General features: G+C 71.7%; 19 protein-coding genes. 9 read left to right on the forward strand and 10 right to left on the reverse strand.

Annotated elements, in window-relative coordinates:
* Positions 1–27: 27 nt before the first annotated feature.
* The 6 genes from AXK61_RS03060 to AXK61_RS03080 all read right to left on the reverse strand — a co-directional run bounded on the left by AXK61_RS03060 (position 28) and on the right by AXK61_RS03080 (position 4,737).
* Positions 28–1,278 carry a phthiocerol/phthiodiolone dimycocerosyl transferase family protein gene (locus AXK61_RS03060; RefSeq protein ID WP_068570469.1) on the reverse strand — a complete coding sequence of 417 codons (1,251 nt, stop codon included), beginning with the start codon at positions 1,276–1,278 and terminating at the stop codon, positions 28–30.
* Between the two features lie 321 nt (positions 1,279–1,599).
* On the reverse strand, positions 1,600–1,737 hold the full coding sequence (locus AXK61_RS24760; protein WP_156485541.1) for a hypothetical protein: 138 nt from the start codon (positions 1,735–1,737) through the stop codon (positions 1,600–1,602).
* A gap of 115 nt (positions 1,738–1,852) precedes the next feature.
* Positions 1,853–2,137, reverse strand: coding sequence for a DUF6247 family protein (locus tag AXK61_RS03065; RefSeq protein WP_068570470.1), 285 nt, complete (start codon positions 2,135–2,137; stop codon positions 1,853–1,855).
* Positions 2,138–2,189: 52 nt separating this feature from the next.
* Positions 2,190–2,825 carry a Maf family protein gene (locus AXK61_RS03070; protein ID WP_068743733.1) on the reverse strand — a complete coding sequence of 212 codons (636 nt, stop codon included), beginning with the start codon at positions 2,823–2,825 and terminating at the stop codon, positions 2,190–2,192.
* Positions 2,822–3,094 (reverse strand): acyl-CoA carboxylase epsilon subunit, encoded by a 273-nt coding sequence (locus AXK61_RS03075; RefSeq protein WP_068743735.1) that lies wholly within the window; start codon positions 3,092–3,094, stop codon positions 2,822–2,824. The genes AXK61_RS03070 and AXK61_RS03075 overlap by 4 nt, the downstream gene beginning before the upstream one ends.
* Positions 3,091–4,737, reverse strand: coding sequence for an acyl-CoA carboxylase subunit beta (locus AXK61_RS03080; RefSeq protein ID WP_068743737.1), 1,647 nt, complete (start codon positions 4,735–4,737; stop codon positions 3,091–3,093). The genes AXK61_RS03075 and AXK61_RS03080 overlap by 4 nt, the downstream gene beginning before the upstream one ends.
* A gap of 64 nt (positions 4,738–4,801) precedes the next feature.
* On the opposite strand from AXK61_RS03080, the gene AXK61_RS03085 reads away from it, so the two are divergent.
* Genes AXK61_RS03085 through AXK61_RS03095 form a run of 3 tightly spaced genes read left to right on the forward strand, consistent with a single transcriptional unit; the run spans position 4,802 to position 6,837 of the window.
* Positions 4,802–5,620 carry a biotin--[acetyl-CoA-carboxylase] ligase gene (locus tag AXK61_RS03085; RefSeq protein WP_068743738.1) on the forward strand — a complete coding sequence of 273 codons (819 nt, stop codon included), beginning with the start codon at positions 4,802–4,804 and terminating at the stop codon, positions 5,618–5,620.
* A gap of 3 nt (positions 5,621–5,623) precedes the next feature.
* Positions 5,624–6,154, forward strand: coding sequence for a PH domain-containing protein (locus AXK61_RS03090; protein ID WP_068743740.1), 531 nt, complete (start codon positions 5,624–5,626; stop codon positions 6,152–6,154).
* On the forward strand, positions 6,151–6,837 hold the full coding sequence (locus tag AXK61_RS03095) for a response regulator transcription factor (RefSeq protein ID WP_068743741.1): 687 nt from the start codon (positions 6,151–6,153) through the stop codon (positions 6,835–6,837). Before AXK61_RS03090 ends, AXK61_RS03095 begins: the two co-directional genes overlap by 4 nt.
* Before the next feature lie 14 nt (positions 6,838–6,851).
* On the opposite strand, the gene AXK61_RS03100 is transcribed toward AXK61_RS03095, so the two are convergent.
* Complete coding sequence (locus AXK61_RS03100; RefSeq protein WP_068743743.1) at positions 6,852–8,165, reverse strand: sensor histidine kinase; 1,314 nt, start codon at positions 8,163–8,165, stop codon at positions 6,852–6,854.
* Positions 8,166–8,175: 10 nt separating this feature from the next.
* Positions 8,176–8,727, reverse strand: coding sequence for a GtrA family protein (locus AXK61_RS03105; protein ID WP_156485542.1), 552 nt, complete (start codon positions 8,725–8,727; stop codon positions 8,176–8,178).
* Between the two features lie 116 nt (positions 8,728–8,843).
* On the opposite strand from AXK61_RS03105, the gene AXK61_RS03110 reads away from it, so the two are divergent.
* Both AXK61_RS03110 and purE read left to right on the forward strand, forming a co-directional pair.
* The gene (locus AXK61_RS03110) at positions 8,844–10,067 is read left to right on the forward strand and encodes a 5-(carboxyamino)imidazole ribonucleotide synthase (RefSeq protein WP_068743744.1); all 1,224 of its coding nucleotides are present in this window, start codon (positions 8,844–8,846) and stop codon (positions 10,065–10,067) included.
* On the forward strand, positions 10,060–10,575 hold the full coding sequence (purE, locus tag AXK61_RS03115) for a 5-(carboxyamino)imidazole ribonucleotide mutase (RefSeq protein WP_068743746.1): 516 nt from the start codon (positions 10,060–10,062) through the stop codon (positions 10,573–10,575). Before AXK61_RS03110 ends, purE begins: the two co-directional genes overlap by 8 nt.
* A 29-nt stretch (positions 10,576–10,604) precedes the next feature.
* Here the strand turns inward: purE and AXK61_RS03120 are convergent, their stop codons facing one another.
* Both AXK61_RS03120 and AXK61_RS03125 read right to left on the reverse strand, forming a co-directional pair.
* The gene (locus tag AXK61_RS03120; protein WP_068743747.1) at positions 10,605–11,291 is read right to left on the reverse strand and encodes an ABC transporter ATP-binding protein; all 687 of its coding nucleotides are present in this window, start codon (positions 11,289–11,291) and stop codon (positions 10,605–10,607) included.
* Complete coding sequence (locus tag AXK61_RS03125; protein WP_231855409.1) at positions 11,288–12,325, reverse strand: ABC transporter permease; 1,038 nt, start codon at positions 12,323–12,325, stop codon at positions 11,288–11,290. The genes AXK61_RS03120 and AXK61_RS03125 overlap by 4 nt, the downstream gene beginning before the upstream one ends.
* A 219-nt stretch (positions 12,326–12,544) precedes the next feature.
* On the opposite strand from AXK61_RS03125, the gene AXK61_RS03130 reads away from it, so the two are divergent.
* The 4 genes from AXK61_RS03130 (at position 12,545) to AXK61_RS03145 (ending at position 16,638) form a co-directional block, all read left to right on the forward strand.
* Complete coding sequence (locus AXK61_RS03130; protein ID WP_068743750.1) at positions 12,545–13,813, forward strand: sensor histidine kinase; 1,269 nt, start codon at positions 12,545–12,547, stop codon at positions 13,811–13,813.
* On the forward strand, positions 13,803–14,438 hold the full coding sequence (locus tag AXK61_RS03135; RefSeq protein WP_068743752.1) for a response regulator: 636 nt from the start codon (positions 13,803–13,805) through the stop codon (positions 14,436–14,438). Before AXK61_RS03130 ends, AXK61_RS03135 begins: the two co-directional genes overlap by 11 nt.
* A gap of 320 nt (positions 14,439–14,758) precedes the next feature.
* The gene (locus AXK61_RS03140) at positions 14,759–15,919 is read left to right on the forward strand and encodes an acyl-CoA dehydrogenase (protein ID WP_068743754.1); all 1,161 of its coding nucleotides are present in this window, start codon (positions 14,759–14,761) and stop codon (positions 15,917–15,919) included.
* 68 nt (positions 15,920–15,987) lie between these two features.
* Positions 15,988–16,638, forward strand: a complete 651-nt coding sequence (locus AXK61_RS03145; RefSeq protein WP_156485543.1) for an AMIN-like domain-containing (lipo)protein — start codon at positions 15,988–15,990, stop codon at positions 16,636–16,638.
* Position 16,639: the final 1 nt, after the last annotated feature.

The raw sequence follows: 16,639 nt of genomic DNA on the forward strand, positions 1-16,639 counted from the left end.
ACGGTGAGGCGGCGTACGTGCGACGGGTCAGGCGGCGGGGGACCGGCGGGTCGCGGTCTGGACGAGTGTGTCGATGCGGTCGGCGACCGCGGTCCGTGCCGCGGGAGAAGCGGTGCCGCCCAGGGTGATCGCGTCGATCCCGAGCCGCCCGCGGAAGGTCGAGATCTGGTGGATGGTGGCCGACGGGGACGGCCGTCGCGACCCGGCGGGGACGCGCAGGCCCGCGGCGTCCATCGAGACGATCGGCCGCAGGTCCTCCGCGACGAGCCCGTCGGGCAGCTCGACGTCGAGCACGCCGAGATTGCTCACCACGACCGGCGGCTCGGCGGCGGTGGCCGTGGCGGTGGCCGTGGCGGTGGCCAGCGCCGCGAGCGCGCGGCCGGAGGTGATGTCGTTGCGCGCCGCGGTCGCGACGGCCGTGCCCAGTGCGGCGGGGTCTGTGCTGCCGGTGATCTCGGGCGCGGCGTAGGAGGCGCCGACGAAGTTGGTGACCTCGGTCGGGGCGAGGAAGGGGCGCACCCGGTGGCGCAGGTCGACGAGCGTCATCGCGCCGATCCGGATCGGCGCGGCGGGGTCCTCGTCGAGGAATCCCGCGCGTTCGGCGCAGAGCAGGACGCCGGAGAGCAGCGCGCTCACGCCGACGCCCTGCGCCGCCTCGCGGAACCGCGCGGTGGTCGCGGGGGAGAACCGGAGCGAGACCGTGTCGGGGAGGTGCTCGTCCGCGTGGTCCGCCGTGCCGAGGACGGGCGCCGCGCCGTACCACCGCGCACCGTCGAGCCGGGCGCGGCCGGTGCTGACCTTGGGGACGTCGAGCTCGGCGAGGACGGCCTGTGCGGAGCGCGGGAACGGATGCGGTTCGGCGGTCGTCGTCGCACCGGTGCGCACCAGTGCCGTGTAGTGCGTCCAGAGCCGGGCGAAGAGGGCGAACAGGTGGGTGCCGTCGGCGAGGGCGTGGCTGACGGCCAGGGCGACCCGATGCCGGTCGCCGAGCGTCGCGATGTGCAGGCGGGCGAGCGCCGAGGTGGGGTCGACCAGGAGGTCGCCGGGTTCGTCGGAGATTCCGGCGCCGGCGACAGGGGCGACGAACGCGAAGCCGTCGCCGCTGGGGGCGACGGCGGCGTCGAGCTCGGGGTGCTCGGCGCGCAGCGCGGCGAGCGCAGCGGTCAGCGCATCGATGTCCAGCGGGCCGCGCACGGTCAGCTCGAAGGCGCACGTCGTGGGATGCGGGCCCACGAAGCCGATCTCGGAGGAGGCGAGGGGGCGGAGCGTCGTGGTCATGAGAAGACGCTAAGACGGGGTTCATTCCTTTCGCGAGACGAACGAGTAGTGTCGCTCGTCACGCGATCTGACCCTTGACCAGGGTTGTGGTAGATCCTCGCCGAGGGACGCCCGGGTGTTCCCGCAGTTCGGACGCTGTACGTGATCGAAGCCTCAACCGTGCGGCGGAACTGCGGAAACGTGGTGATCTCGCGGTGTTAACGGGATGCTTACGTACTGTCGATCGATGAACCTGTGAGGTCCGACACGTCCGTGATGGTGAAGATCAGGCTTGGGGCGCCCGGGGATGGGGCTGAGGCCATCTGAAGGTTGCGGCCGCCTCTATCCGATCCACACGATGCTGAAGATGATCAGCATCTCGGCCTCGTCGTCGACGAGGAAGGACAGTAGGCCGTGACTACCGAACTGCGGTCGCGGTACTCCGGATGCGCGTCGGGGCGCGTCGGCCAGGAATCCCACGGTGCGGCCACTAGTTCTGCGACGCGGGTGAGGAATGCATCGTGTGCGACCTCGTTGGTGCTCAGGAGATCGTGGTACTGCGCCGGCGCAGGTTTGATCATCCTGGGCTGATAGGTCATTGCCGGGCTTCCCACCCCGGAATGGGGTGCAGGTCCTTCGCCTCCGTCTCCCGTGCAGCTGCAGCAGCAGTCTCGAAACCGGGTGCCGAGTAAGCAACGGCGCGGAGCCGCCATCGATGGAGCACCGCGCGCAACTCGGACCACTGGCCGAGGTCATTGCGTGCCGTGTCGAGTGCGGCTCGGTACTCGACCAGGAACTGGCCGTGCCAGGGGCCCGGCAGGATCGACAGGAGCTGCGAGGGATCGTCGGGTTCGGGCTCGACCCAGGGTTCTGCAGTCATCCGCGCTCCTCCAGTTGCGGGAACTCGCTACAGCGGAGTTTACGGGGTTGCGCTACCAGAGGTCGGTGACGCTGACGCCCAGCTCACTCAGCAGCCCGCGTGTCAGCGGGAGGGAGATGCCGATGACGGAACTGGGGTCACCGTCGATGCCCTCGACGAACCATCCGCCCAGACCGTCTAGAGTGAAGGCTCCCGCCACCTGCAGGGGTTCCCCGGTCGCGACGTAGGCGTCGATCTCGGAGTCCGACGGTGCGCCGAACCGCAGCGTCGTGGATCGCGTGCCGACCGCGTCGCCGAGCACGGCACCGTCGGACAGGAGGACCGCGCAGTGGCCGGTGAGCAGGCGACCCGTGCGGCCGCGCATCGCGCGCCAGCGCGCCGTGGCGACCTCGGGGGTGTGGGGCTTGCCGACCAGCTCGCCGTCGATGGAGAGCATGGAGTCGCAGCCGATCACCACGGCGCGGCCGGGGACCGGATCCTCGGCGATCCGTGCGACCACGTCCTGCGCCTTGGCGCGGGCCAGGGCGAGCACGGTGTCCTCGTGCGTGGTCCCGGCGGGCAGCGCGGCCTGGACGGCGTCCTCGTCGACCTGGGAGACCGAGACCACCGGCGAGGTGCCGGCGCCGCGCAGTACCGACAACCGGGCCGGCGAGGCCGACGCGAGGACGAGACGAACGGGAGGGGTCAAGAGCCCTTCGTCCAGAACACCGGGGTCTGGCTGGTGAAGGCGTTGGGGCCGTTGAAGTACTGCGGACGCATCCGCTCGCGGCTGCTGCCCCACAGCGACTTCGGGCCGCCGGGGCCGGTCTGCGGCGCGGAGCCCGTCGCGGCGGCGAGCACCGCGACCACGGCCGCCACGTCCGCGGCCGAGGGATTGCCCTTCTCGAACCGGATGGCGGCCTTGAGCTTCTCGACGTCCGCCGTGCTCGGCTCCACCGGCTTGTCGGCCGCGCTCACAGCGGGATGTTCCCGTGCTTCTTGGGCAGGGTGGCGACCACCTTGCGCTCGAGCATGTTCAGGGCCGTCACGATCTGGCCGCGGGTGTGCGAGGGCGGGATCACCGCGTCGACGTAGCCGCGCTCGGCTGCCACGTACGGGTTGACCAGCGTGTCCTCGTACTCCTGCTGCAGCGTCAGGCGCAGCGCGTCGACGTCCTCGCCCTTGTTCGCGGCTTCGGCCAGCTCCTTGCGGTAGACGAAGCCGACGGCCCCGCCCGCGCCCATGACCGCGAACTGGGCGGTGGGCCACGCCAGGTTGATGTCGGCGCCCATGTCCTTGCTGCCCATCACGCAGTACGCGCCGCCGTAGGCCTTGCGGGTGACGACCGTGATCTTCGGGACTGTGGCCTCGCCGTAGGCGTAGAGCAGCTTCGCGCCGCGGCGGATGATGCCGTCGTACTCCTGGCCGGTGCCGGGCAGGAAGCCGGGCACGTCCACCAGGGTGACGATCGGGATGTTGAAGGCGTCGCAGAAGCGCACGAAGCGGGCGGCCTTCTCCGAGGCGTCGATGTCGAGGCAGCCCGCCAACTGGGTGGGCTGGTTCGCGACGATGCCGACGCTGCGGCCGTCGATGCGGCCGAAGCCGACGATGATGTTCATCGCGCGCTGCGGTTGGATCTCGAGGAACTCGTCGTCGTCGAGCAGGCGACGGATGACCTCGTGCATGTCGTAGGGCTGGTTCGGCGAGTCCGGGATCAGCGTGTCGAGCTCGCGATCCTCGTCGTTGATCGAGTCCTCGATGGAGCCGGTGAGCGGATCGGTCGGCACGAACCGGGGGGCCTCGGCGCGGTTGTTCGACGGCAGGTAGGTGAGCAGCTCGCGGACGTAGTCCAGCGCGTCCTGCTCACCGGACGCGACGTAGTGCGCCGTGCCCGACTTGGTCATGTGGGTCTGGGCGCCGCCCAGCTCCTCCTTGGTGACCTCCTCGCCGGTCACGGACTTGATCACGTCCGGGCCGGTGATGAACATCTGGCTCTCGTGATCGACCATCACCACGAAGTCGGTGAGCGCGGGGGAGTAGACGTGGCCGCCGGCGGCTGCGCCCATCACCACGGAGATCTGCGGGATGACGCCCGAGGCCTGCGTGTTGCGGAAGAAGATCTGCGAGTACAGGGCGAGCGAGACGACGCCCTCCTGGATGCGGGCACCGGCACCGTCGATGATGCCGACCAGCGGGCGGCCGGTCTTGGTGGCCAGGTCCATCACCTTGACGATCTTCTCGCCGTAGACCTCGCCCAGTGATCCGCCGAAGACGGTGGAGTCCTGGCTGAAGACGCACACCTCGCGGCCGTCGATGGTGCCGTAGCCGGCCACCACGCCGTCGCCGACGGGACGGCGGGCGGCCATGCCGAAGTTGGTGGAGCGGTGCTGCGCCAGCTTGTCCAGCTCGACGAAGGAGCCCTCGTCCAGCAGCGCCAGCACGCGCTCGCGCGCGGTGAGCCGGCCCTTCTCGTGCACCTTCTCGATGGCGGCCTGCCCCATCGGGGCCATCGCCTCGGCGTCCTTCTTGCGGAAGGCGGCCAGTTTGCCCGCGGTGGTGTGGATGCTGGGCTCGGCGCCTTGAGCGTCGGCCGCGCCGTCGGTGGTGGAGGCACTCGTCATGGAAGTGACTGTAACCAATAGAGTCGGCCTTCTAGTGCACTGCCCGCCGATGGAGGAGACACGGATGACCGAGAACACGGAGCTCCCGGACGGGGCGGCCATCGCCGACGCCGTGCGCGGCACCCGATGGCACGACGTCTCGGTGGTCCCCACCACCGGATCGACGAACGCCGACCTCGCCGACGGGGTCCGCGCGGGCGACGAGCCCGGGCGGGTGCTCATCGCGGACGTGCAGACCGCGGGCCGCGGCCGGCACCTGCGCCCCTGGTCGGCGCCCGCCGGCACCCAGCTGTCGGTCTCGGTGAGCGTGCCGGTGCCGCCCGCGGCCGCGCCCCGCGCCGGGTGGCTCTCGCTGGTGACCGGCGTCGCCGCGGCCGCCGCGGTGCGGGAGGTCACGGGCCTGCAGGTGGGGCTCAAGTGGCCCAACGACGTGCTGCTCGAGGCCGGGCCCGGCAAGCGGGGCGGCAAGACCGCGGGCATCCTCTCCGAACTCGCCACCGCCCCCGGCGGCGGGCTGGTCGCGGTGATCGGCACCGGCCTGAACACCACCCTCGCCGCGGCCGACGTGCCGGTGGAGACCGCCACCTCGCTGCAGCTGGCCGGTGCGGAGAACCCCGACCGGACGGCGCTCGCCATCGCCTACCTGCGGCACCTCGACGCCGGCCTGCGGGCCTGGTCCGACGATCCCGCCGCCGCGCGGCGCGACTACCTGGCCGTGTGCGTCACCGTCGGGCAGCAGGTCCGGGTGGAGCTCCCGGCCGACGAGGTGCTGCTCGGGACCGCCGTCGACGTGGACGTCGAGGGCCGGGTCGTCGTGGCCGACGAAGCCGGGACGCGCCACGTGCTCTCCGCCGGAGACGTCACCCACCTGCGGCCGGCCTGACCGATGCGGTTCCCGGAGAAGGTACTGATCGACGACGAGCGCATCCTGCTGCACGTGCGGCCGCACGCGAAGGCGATGATCGCGCCGGTGCTGGCGCTGTTCCTCGCCAGCGCCGCCGCCGGGGTCGCGCTCGGGCTGGTCGCGCGCGCGAAGCTCGACGGTGCCTGGCCCGACTGGCTGGTGCTCACCGTCGCGATCGTGTGGCTGATCGTGGTCGCCTGGTTCACGGTGCGGCCCTGGGCGTCCTGGCGGGCCACCCACCTCGTGGTCACCGACCTGCGGATCATGTTCCGTGCGGGCATCGTGCGCCGCCGCGGCATCGACATCCCGCTGCGCCGGATCAACTCCGTGCAGTACCACCAGCGGCTGATCGACCGGATGCTGCGCTGCGGCGTGCTCACCGTGGAGTCCGCGGGCGAGGACCCCCTCGCCTTCCCGAACGTCCCGCGGATCGCGCACACCCACTCGCTGATCGTGGACGCGCTCGACGACGCGGACGCCGGAGGCTCGGCGGAGTACCCTCGGCGGTCATGACCACGCGGGTGCTCCTTGCCGAGGACGACGAGGCGATCGCATCGCCACTGGCCAGGGCGCTCTCGCGCGAGGGCTACGAGGTGACGGTGGCCGCCACCGGCACCGAGGCGCTGCGCACCGCGCTCGACGAGGACTACGCGCTGCTCATCCTCGACCTGGGGCTCCCCGAGCTCGACGGGCTCGAGGTGTGCCGCGAGGTGCGGGCCGCGCGACCCGACATCGCGGTGCTGATGCTCACCGCCCGCACCGACGAGATGGACTTCGTGGTGGGCCTCGACGCCGGCGCCGACGACTACGTGGGCAAGCCCTTCCGCATGTTCGAGCTGATGGCCCGCACCCGGGCGCTGCTGCGCCGCAGCGCCCCCGCGCAGGGCGCCGCCGAGGTGCTCGACGCCGGCGGGATCCGGCTCGACGCGACCGCGCGGCGGGTCACCGTCGACGGCGACGACGTCGCGCTGGCCAACAAGGAGTTCGAGCTGCTGCGGTTCCTGATGGAGCACACCGGCCGGCTGCTGAGCCGCGAGGAGATCCTCGCCGACGTCTGGGGCGACTCCGACCTGCGCGGCTCGAAGACCCTCGACATGCACATCTCCTGGCTGCGCCGCAAGATCGGCGACGACACCGGACCGCACCGCCGGATCGTCACCGTGCGCGGCGTGGGCTTCCGGTTCGACGCTGAGTAGGTCGGCGGAGTGGGTCAGCGGGGTTCCGGCTCGCGCACCGGCCGGGGCGGCGGGTCCGCGCCGTCGTCGGACGCGGCGGCCGGGAGGAAGATCGCGAACGTGGTGGGCTTGCGGCTCTGCAGCTGCAGGCGGCCCCCGTCGCCCTCGATGAAGGCCCGCGCGAGCGCCAGGCCGACGCCCGTGCTTCCCCCGGCCGAGTAGCCGCGCCGGAAGATGCGCTGCGCGTCACCGTCGGACAGGCCCGAGCCCTCGTCGGCGACGGTGACGAGCACGGTGTGCGCGCCGACCGAGCCGAGGGTCACGGTGACCGCGCCGCTGCCGTGCGCGAGCGCGTTGTCCAGCAGCACCGCGGCGGCCTCGCGGACCCGGGAGGCCGTGGCGCGGGCGGGGAGCGGGCCGCCGCCGTCCGGCGTCACGATCAGCCGGCGGTGCGCCTTGAGGAAGGTGGGCGCGAGGTCGTTCAGCAGCGGGGTCAGCGCGGCGCGGACGTCGACGGCGCCCTGCGCGTTGCGTTCGGTCCGGGCCATCTGCACCATCTCGCTCACCGAGGTCGTGAGCCGGTCCACCTGGTCGAGTGCGGCCCGCGCCTCGACGACCACCTCGGGATCGGCGTGCAGGGTGAGCTCGTCGAGCCGGATGTGGATGGCGGTGAGCCGGCTGCGCAGCTGGTGGGAGACGTCGCCGACGATCTGCCGCTCGCGCTGCAGGCGGTCGGCGATCTCCTCGGTCGCGGCGTCGAGCACGTCCAGCACCCGGTCGAGCTCCTCGATGCCGTGCCGGTGGGGATCGGGCCGGAAGTCGCCGTCGGCGAGGCGCTGGGCGCGCTCGGCGACCTCCTGCACGGGGTCCGCCACGCGGCTCGCGGTCACGGCGGCCACCACCACGCCGGCGGTCACGGACAGCACCATCACGATCAGTTCGATCGTCAGCGCGCGGTACTGCTCACTGCGCACGGCGGAGTAGTCCTGTTCGAGCCGCAGGACCCCGGCGTCGCCGAGGGAGGTGCCCTCCACCATCGGGTGCTCGAGGGGTTCCTGCGCGCCGACGGTCAGCTCCCGGGGCGTGCCGGAGGTGTCGGTGTAGGTGAGCACCAGGCGGCCGTCGGAGGGGACGAGCAGGCGCAGCCGGTCCGTCGGCGGCTGCCCGACGACCCCGGTGCGCTGCTCCTGGCCGAGGATCTCCGACGAGGCCCGCTGCAGGCGGTGCTGCAGGTCGGTGCGAGCGGTGTCGTCGAGCCAGCGCCAGGTGTAGAACATCAGCGGCAGGCCCAGGAACAGGCCGGTGACCGCGACGACCGCGATGGTCGAGCGGAGGATGCGGTAGCGCACGCTGCGCGGACTAGCGGTCTGCGGAGGCGCTGCTCGAATCCGCATCGTCGACGGGGATCGACTCCTGCGCGGGAGCGGTGGTGATCTCCTCCGGGAAGGCCCAGCGGCGCAGCGCCCAGAACCGGAACGCCATCTGCAGCAGGTTGCCCACGATGTAGTTCAGCACGAAGTCGACCACGATCAGCGTGGTCTTCGAGTCGACCTGGCGCAGGTTGAAGAAGTTGTTGGCGATGAAGATAGGCGCGGCCATGATCAGCACGCCGATGCCGGAGATGACGAAGAACAGCAGCGCCTCGTGGTGCTTCTCCCGCCCGCCGCGGTTCTTGAAGCTCCACTCGCTGTTGAGGATGTACGACAGGATCACGGCGCACACGCCGGAGAAGATCTTCGCGACGGTGGGCTTGTCGCCGAGCACCGTGAGCACGAGGCCGTAGAAGATCGCGAGGTCGAAGACCGCCGTCGTACTGCCCACGATCGCGAACTTGATCAGCTCGTGGTGCTGCATGACCAGCCCGCGCAGGGGAGCGGGGGTGCGATCGAGAACCGCTTCGATGAATGCCACGTGCGCCACTGTAACGGAACCGTGAATAGTACCGCGCGTCGTGTGACGAGGTCGTACCGGGCCGTAACCCCGTGCCGGGCGCCCCGGCGGCATCCCGGACCTGCGATTATGGACCCGTGAGTGTTCAATCGCGCCAGGGGCGTCCCGTCGTGGCGATGGTCGGCGGCGGGCAGTTGGCCCGCATGACCCACCAGGCCGCCATCGAGCTCGGACAGAGCCTGCGGGTCCTGGCCGCCGCGCCCGACGAGCCGGCCCCGCAGGTGTGCCCCGACGTGGTCCTCGGCGACCACGACGTCCTCGACGACCTGCGACGCGTCGCGACCGGCGCGCACGCGCTGACCTTCGATCACGAGGGCGTGCCCACCGAGCACCTGTTCGCGCTGCAGGCCGAGGGCGTGGTCGTGAACCCGCCGCCGCAGGCCCTGATGTACGCCCAGGACAAGCTGGCCATGCGGCACCGTCTGGCCGATCTCGGCGTGCCCGTGCCGGGCTTCGCGGAGGTCGGTGCCGTCGACGACGTGCGCGCCTTCTGGGACCGCTACCCGGGCGCCGTGGTGCTCAAGGCCGTGCGCGGCGGGTACGACGGGCGCGGGGTGTGGCTGCCGGAGACCCTCGACGAGGCGCTGGCGATCGCGCACGAGCAGTTGGCGGCCGGCGTCCAGGTGCTCGCGGAACAGCGGGTGGAGCTCGCGCGCGAGCTGTCGGCGATGGTCGCCCGCTCGCAGTTCGGCCAGGGCGCCGCGTGGCCCGTGGTCGAGACCGTGCAGCGGAACGGGCAGTGCGCCGTGGTGCTCGCCCCCGCGCCGGGCCTGTCCGACGCGGACGCCGCGTTCGCGGAATCGCTGGCCCTGAGCCTGGCGAACGAACTGGGCGTCGTCGGTGTGATGGCGGTCGAGCTGTTCCAGACACCGTCGGGCGAGATCCTGGTGAACGAGCTGGCGATGCGCCCCCACAACTCCGGCCACTGGTCGATGGACGGCTGCACGACCAGCCAGTTCGAGCAGCACCTGCGGGCCGTGCTCGACTACCCCCTCGGCGACACCGCCGCCCGCGCTCCGCTGACGGTGATGGCGAACGTGCTCGGAGCCGCGCAGGAGCCCGAGATGAGCATGGACGAGCGGCTGCACCACCTGATGGCGCGGATGCCCGACGTCAAGGTCCACATGTACGGCAAGGGCGAGCGGCCCGACCGGAAGGTGGGGCACGTCAACCTCGTCGGCGGGTTCGACGGTGACCGCGAGGACCCCGAATACGTCGCCTCGCTCCGGGAGCGGGCGGAACGCGCGGCGCACTGGATGGCGACCGCGGAGTGGACCGATGGATGGAGCGTGCATGGCTGAGAACGGATCGGGGCCGCGCGTCGGCCTGATCATGGGCAGCGACTCGGACTGGCCCGTGATGGAGGCCGCAGCCGAGGCGCTCGCCGAGTTCGGGGTGCGGTTCGAGGTGGGCGTGGTCTCGGCGCACCGCACGCCGCAGCGGATGCTCGACTACGCCCGCGACGCCGCGGGCCGCGGCATCGAGGTGATCGTGGCCGGCGCCGGCGGCGCCGCGCACCTGCCGGGCATGGTCGCCTCCGCGACGCCGCTCCCGGTGATCGGCGTGCCCGTGCCCCTCAAGCACCTCGACGGCATGGACTCGCTGCTGTCGATCGTGCAGATGCCCGCCGGGATCCCCGTGGCGACGGTGTCCGTGGGCGGCGCCCGCAACGCCGGTCTGCTGGCCGTGCGGATCCTCGGCGCCGGCGATCCCGCGCTGCGCGCGAAGATGGTCGCCTTCCAGGACGGGCTCGAGCAGATGGTGCTCGCCAAGGACGAGGCGCTGCGCAAGCAGCTGCTCGAGGGCTGACCGGCAGCGTCACCCGGTGACCGTCAGCGTCACCGCGTGACGCCGGACGGCGTGCGCAGGCGTCCGTCGTGGACCTCGACGAGGTGGTCCGCGCCCGTCAGCAGGGAGCGGTCGTGCGTGACCAGCACCGTCGCGGTGTCCTGTTCCCGCGTCAGGCGCGTGAGCAGGTCGACGACCGCCGCGCCGCGCTCGTGGTCCAGGGCGCTGGTCGGCTCGTCGACCAGGAGAACCGTCGGCTCGTTCATCAGCGCGCGGGCGATGTCGACGCGTTGACGCTGTCCGCCGGACAGCTGGTGCGGCCGCCGGTCCGCGTACCCGCCCAGGCCGACGGCGTCGAGCAGGTCCAGCGCCCGGCCGCGGGCCCGCCGCGCGCTGCCGCCGCGGATCACGGCCATCACCTGGAGTTGCTCCGCCGCGGTGAGGGAGGGCAGCAGATTCGGCTGCTGGAAGACGATGCCGATCTTCTCGCGCCGCAGCTCCGCCAGCTTCCCCCGGGACATGCCCGTCGTGGACGTCCCGTCGATCACGACGGTGCCGCTGTCGGGCGTGATGAGGGTGGCGGCGACGGCCAGAAGGCTCGACTTCCCGGATCCGGACGGTCCGACGACGGCGGTGAGCGTGCCCGCCGGAGCCTCGAGTGAGACGCGGTCGAGCGCGGTGAGGCGGCCGTCGCCGTCCGGGTAGGTCAGGGTGATGTCGGTCAGGTTCAGGGTCATCGTGCGCTCCCGAGTGCGGTCAAGGGGTCAACTGAGGTGATCCGGCGGATGGACAGCGCCGCTCCGAGGGCGCCGAGGACGATCATCACGGCGGCGGGTACCAGGACGGTCCCGGGCGTGAGCAGGAACGGGACCGCCGATCCGGCGACGACGGCGCCCAGGCCCGCGGCGATCGCGGTCCCGAGGGCGGTGCCGCCGACGAGGAGGACGAACGCCTGGCCGAGCGCGTCCTTGAGCAGCGCCGGCGTGGACGCGCCGAGGGCCTTGAGGATCGCGACGTCGCCGCTGCGCTGAATCGTCCAGACGGTGAAGAACGCCCCGACGACGAGAGCGGAGATCGCGAACAGGAAGCCGCGCATCAACTGCAGCGAGCCGTTCTCGGAGGAGTAGGAACCGATGGCGGACAGGGACTTTCCGGGGGTGACGGTGGTGGTCCCGATGGCTCGGTCGGCCGCGCCCAGGTTGGCGCCCGGCGAAGTGGTGAGGGCGATGACGGTGGCCGCGGGGCTCTCCTGGTGTCCGGAGGGCGGGGCGAGCGACTGCCACGCGTCGAGGCCGGTCCAGATCACCGGCGTGTGGCTGAAGGAGGCGTCGCCGGACACGGCGGCCACCGTGAACGCACGGCCCGCGATCGTGACGGACTGGCCCGCGCTCACCCGGAGGTCCGCGGCCGCGGCGTCGGAGAGGACGACGGCGTCGCCGCTGATCTCACTGCTCTCGGGGGCGAGAGTGCTGCCCGGCTGCACGCCGAAGGCCGTCACGCCCGTGCTCCGATCGCCGGCCGTCGCCTTGGTGGTGGTGATGCCCAGGGGTTCGGCGTGCTCGACGCCCGGCACGGCGGACCACTGCCGCCACTGGGCCTCGGTCACCGTCGAATCGGAGAAGGACAGGTCCTGCCCGCCCGACGGGCTCTGGAAGGCGAGGTGGTCGGCGGGCAGATCGGCGATGGCGGAGACGTTCTGCCGGGCGAGTCCCCCGGTCAGCCCCGACAGGAGACCGACCAACAGGGTGATCAGCACGATGACGGTCCCCATGAGGGCGAACCGCCCCTTGGCGAACCTCAGATCTCGTAAGGCGACGAACACGGTGTGGGCCAGTCCTTTCCGGCTGTGAATGTGATGTCTCCACGGTCGTCGCCGGACCGCCGCCGCGCCTCTCGCGCACGGTGTCAGTTCGCGGGCCGAAGGATGGCGGCGGATCTACATCTTTCGGAAGAGGCGCGGGCGGGTGCGGGTCAGTAGCGTGGGGACACTGTGACCGGCAGATCGGCGACGCCCACTCCCACACCGCGCAGCTCGGTGTGGTGCCTGCACCTGTTGATGGTGGGGCTGCTGGCGTTCGTCGCCGTCCGCGCCCTCGCGGACGGGGCTCCGCACGCAGGGGCCTCGCTCGCCGCCGCGGTCGTCTGCGTACTCGTGTACGCGGTCGGCGCGTTCGCGCCGGCGGTGCGCGGATCGCGGGGCCGGGCGCGGGTGTGGATCGCAGCGCTGTGCGCGGCGTGGCTGGTACTGCTCGTCTGCACGGGGGATGCGGTGTGGGTCGCGTTCCCTTTGTACTTCCTCCAGCTGCACCTGTTGCCGCGGCGGACGGGGCTCGTGGTGGTCCTCGCGACCACCGCCGCCGCCGTGATCGGATTCGCCGTGCACGAGGGGGCCTTCAGCCCGGCGATGCTCATCGGGCCGGGGCTCGGGGCGGCGGTGGCCGTCGTCGTGGTGTTCGGGTACCAGGCGCTCTACCGGGAGAGCGAACGCCGGCGGGGCCTCATCGAGGAACTCACTGCCACACGGGCGGATCTGGCCGCGGTGCAGCACACCGCAGGTGTTCTCGCAGAACGGGATCGGCTGGCGCGCGAGATCCACGACACGCTCGCCCAGGGGTTCTCGAGCATCCAGTTGCTCCTGCACGCGGCCGAACGGGCGCTGCCCCCGGAACCGGGGGAGACGGACCTCGCGGCGGTTGCGGACCGCGCGGCGGCGAAGGACCTCGCGGCGGCGAGGGACTACATCGTGCAGGCGCGCCGTGCCGCCGGCGACAACCTCGGCGAGGCCCGCCGGTTCGTGGCCGCGCTGACGCCGCCCGCCCTCGACGGCACGACCATCGCCGGGGCACTCGAGCGGCTGTGCGAAGCGACCTCCGCCCGCCACCGGATCGACGCCGCCTTCCGCCTCGCCGGGCGCCCGAGGCCGCTCGCCAAGGCGCAGGAGGTCGCGCTGCTGCGGGTCGCGCAGTCGGCGCTGTCGAACACGGTCCGGCACGCCGATGCGGCGAGCGCGACGGTGACGCTGACCTTCGAGGAGGACGCCGTGGAGCTGCTGGTCGCCGACGACGGACGCGGGTTCGACACCGCATCGGTCCCACTGCCGGAACCCGGCACCGGCGGGTTCGGGCTGCCTGCGATGAACGCGCGCGCACGCGAACTCGGCGGCGTCCTGGACGTGACGTCGACACCCGGCGGGGGAACCTCCGTCCGGTTGCGCATCCCCCTGGAGGACAACGGAATCGAGGCACGCGATGACCGATGAACCGATTCGCATCCTCATCGCCGACGACCATCCGATCGTGCGCGCCGGACTGCGCGCGGTGCTGCAGACGGAGCCCGGGATGGTCGTCGTCGCCGAGGCCGCGACCGCGGAGGAGGCGGTCGCCCGGGCGGCGGTGGGCGACGTCGACGTCGTTCTGATGGACCTGCAGTTCGGGCGCGGCATGGGTGGCGCGGAGGCGACGGCGCAGATCACCGCGCGACCGGACGCTCCCCGGGTCGTGATCATCACGACCTACGACTCGGACGCCGATACGCTTCCCGCCATCGAGGCGGGGGCGACGGGCTACCTGCTCAAGGACGCCCCGCCGGAGGAGCTCGCCGCCGCCGTCCGCACCACGGCGGGAGGGCGCACCGCGCTCGCGCCGTCGGTCGCCGACCGGCTGGTCAACCGGCTCCGGGTTCCGGGTGCCGCCCTCACCCGCCGGGAGGGGGAGGTGCTCGCCCTCGTGGCCGACGGGCTGTCCAATCACGCGATCGCCGCGGAGCTGCACCTCACCGAGGGCACCGTCAAGTCCCACCTGGCCCGCATCTACGCCAAGCTGCACGTCGAATCCCGGACCGCCGCCGTCGCCGCGGCCGTCAACGCGGGCATCCTCCGGCGCTGACGCGGCCCTCGCCGTGCCCCGGTTTCGGCACCGCCCGAAATCGACTGTGAAACCGTGACCACTGGTGACAAACCGGACGTGATCGAGATCGCCGCCACGGCCGGGATCGGCATCCGCCACGTTCGGTGACCTGCTGACGAGCGTTCGAGTGTCCGATTTGTCACCAGTGGTCACGGTTTCACAGCCGACGAATCGTGCCGTGGTGTCTTTTCCGGATGAGTCGCTATCGGATGTTTGGTTACGTGCGACTAACTGACAGGATTCGCGCGGGGCTAGAATCATCGGCGAACACACCACGTAGACGCTGATGGAGGCCGTCAATGGCAGGCAACCCCGACTTCGATCTGTTCCAGCTCCCCGAGGAGCACCAGGAACTGCGCGCAGCCATTCGGGCGCTCGCGGAGCGCGACATCGCGCCTCACGCCAAGGATGTGGACGAGAAGGAGCGGTTCCCGCAGGAGGCGCTGGACGCGCTGGTCGCCAGCGGTTTCAACGCCATCCACGTGCCCGAGGAGTACGGCGGCCAGGGCGCCGACTCCGTCGCCACCTGCATCGTGATCGAGGAGGTGGCCCGCGTCTGCGGCAGCTCCTCGCTGATCCCCGCCGTCAACAAGCTCGGCACCATGGGCCTGATCCTCAACGGCTCCGAGGAGCTCAAGCAGCAGGTGCTCCCGTCGCTCGCGAACGGCGAGGCGATGGCCTCCTACGCGCTGTCCGAGCGCGAGGCCGGCTCCGACGCCGCGTCGATGCGCACCCGCGCCCGCAAGGACGGTGAGGACTGGGTCCTCAACGGCTCCAAGTGCTGGATCACCAACGGCGGCAAGTCCACCTGGTACACGGTGATGGCGGTGACCGACCCCGAGAAGGGCGCCAACGGCATCAGCTCGTTCGTCGTGCACAAGGACGACCCGGGCTTCTCCGTGACCGGCTACGAGCACAAGCTGGGCATCAAGGGCAGCCCCACCGCCGAACTGGCCTTCGAGGAGTGCCGCATCCCCGGCGACCGGATGATCGGCGCCGAGGGCACCGGCTTCAAGACGGCGCTGCAGACCCTCGACCACACCCGCCCCACCATCGGCGCGCAGGCCGTGGGCATCGCGCAGGGCGCACTCGACGCGGCGATCGACTACATCAAGGACCGCAAGCAGTTCGGCAAGTCCATCTCCGAGTTCCAGGGCGTCCAGTTCATGGTCGCCGACATGGCGATGCGCCTCGAGGCGGCCCGCCTCATGGTCTACACCGCCGCCGCCCGCGCCGAGCGCGGCGAGAAGAACCTCGGCTTCATCAGCTCCGCGTCGAAGTGCTTCGCCTCCGACGTCGCGATGGACGTGACCACCGACGCCGTGCAGTTGCTCGGTGGTGCCGGCTACACCCGCGACTTCCCGGTCGAGCGCATGATGCGCGACGCCAAGATCACCCAGATCTACGAGGGCACCAACCAGGTCCAGCGCATGGTCATGTCGCGCCAGCTGCTGCGCTGATCCGTCGATCGCCCACGATTCGACAGCGGCGCGCCCCCGTCGTCCGGTCCGGGCCTAACCTGGACCGCATGACGGGGGCGCACGCGTATCGCGGGACGGTCCGGGCAGTGGTGACGACGGTGACGGTGCTCGCGCTCGGCGCGGCCCTCGCCGCGTGCGGCGACAACGGGCGGGCGGCACCGTCGGGCAGTACGACGGCGAGCGCCACGACCCCGGCGGGCACGGCACCGTCGGGCGGCTCGACGGTGAGCCCGCGCTCGACCTCCCCGCGGCCCACGCCCGGCACGTCGGCGCTGACGACGCCCAGCACGCCCGCGGGGCGAACGGAGCTCTCCGACCTGCGGATCGGGCGCAACGAGGGACACGACCGGGTAGTGCTGCAGTTCACCGGGCCGGCGCCGGGATACACGGTCGAGGCGGCGCAGGGGCCGATCGCCGACTGCGCGTCGGGCGCGATCGTGGCGGGCGCGGGCGGCTACCTCGTGATCCGGATCGACGGTGTCCAGCTGTTCGGCGAGAACGGCGAGACGGTCTACACGGGGAGCAAGAAGGTCACGGGCAGCGGGCCCTTCGTGGGCGATGCCACCATCTTCTGCGCCTTCGAGGGGCAGCTGCAGGTGGCCGTTCGGCTGCTGGACGGCGCGCAGCGGCACGTGAACTCGACGCTGCGCGACCCGGGGCGGATCGTGCTGGACGTGTGGAAGGACGAGGGGCCGTAGG

Origin of the sequence: Tsukamurella pseudospumae (assembly GCF_001575205.1) — a bacterium.
Lineage (GTDB): Bacteria > Actinomycetota > Actinomycetes > Mycobacteriales > Mycobacteriaceae > Tsukamurella > Tsukamurella pseudospumae.

Bases quoted from the DNA above. Each gene is read 5' to 3' on its own strand.
- AXK61_RS03060 (WP_068570469.1), bottom strand. From the start codon at position 1,278: ATGACCACGACGCTCCGCCCCCTCGCCTCCTCCGAGATCGGCTTCGTG.
- AXK61_RS03065 (WP_068570470.1), bottom strand. From the start codon at position 2,137: ATGACTGCAGAACCCTGGGTCGAGCCCGAACCCGACGATCCCTCGCAG.
- AXK61_RS03080 (WP_068743737.1), bottom strand. From the start codon at position 4,737: ATGACGAGTGCCTCCACCACCGACGGCGCGGCCGACGCTCAAGGCGCC.
- AXK61_RS03085 (WP_068743738.1), top strand. From the start codon at position 4,802: ATGACCGAGAACACGGAGCTCCCGGACGGGGCGGCCATCGCCGACGCC.
- AXK61_RS03090 (WP_068743740.1), top strand. From the start codon at position 5,624: ATGCGGTTCCCGGAGAAGGTACTGATCGACGACGAGCGCATCCTGCTG.
- AXK61_RS03095 (WP_068743741.1), top strand. From the start codon at position 6,151: ATGACCACGCGGGTGCTCCTTGCCGAGGACGACGAGGCGATCGCATCG.
- purE (WP_068743746.1), top strand. From the start codon at position 10,060: ATGGCTGAGAACGGATCGGGGCCGCGCGTCGGCCTGATCATGGGCAGC.
- AXK61_RS03120 (WP_068743747.1), bottom strand. From the start codon at position 11,291: ATGACCCTGAACCTGACCGACATCACCCTGACCTACCCGGACGGCGAC.
- AXK61_RS03125 (WP_231855409.1), bottom strand. From the start codon at position 12,325: ATGGGGACCGTCATCGTGCTGATCACCCTGTTGGTCGGTCTCCTGTCG.
- AXK61_RS03135 (WP_068743752.1), top strand. From the start codon at position 13,803: ATGACCGATGAACCGATTCGCATCCTCATCGCCGACGACCATCCGATC.
- AXK61_RS03140 (WP_068743754.1), top strand. From the start codon at position 14,759: ATGGCAGGCAACCCCGACTTCGATCTGTTCCAGCTCCCCGAGGAGCAC.
- AXK61_RS03145 (WP_156485543.1), top strand. From the start codon at position 15,988: ATGACGGGGGCGCACGCGTATCGCGGGACGGTCCGGGCAGTGGTGACG.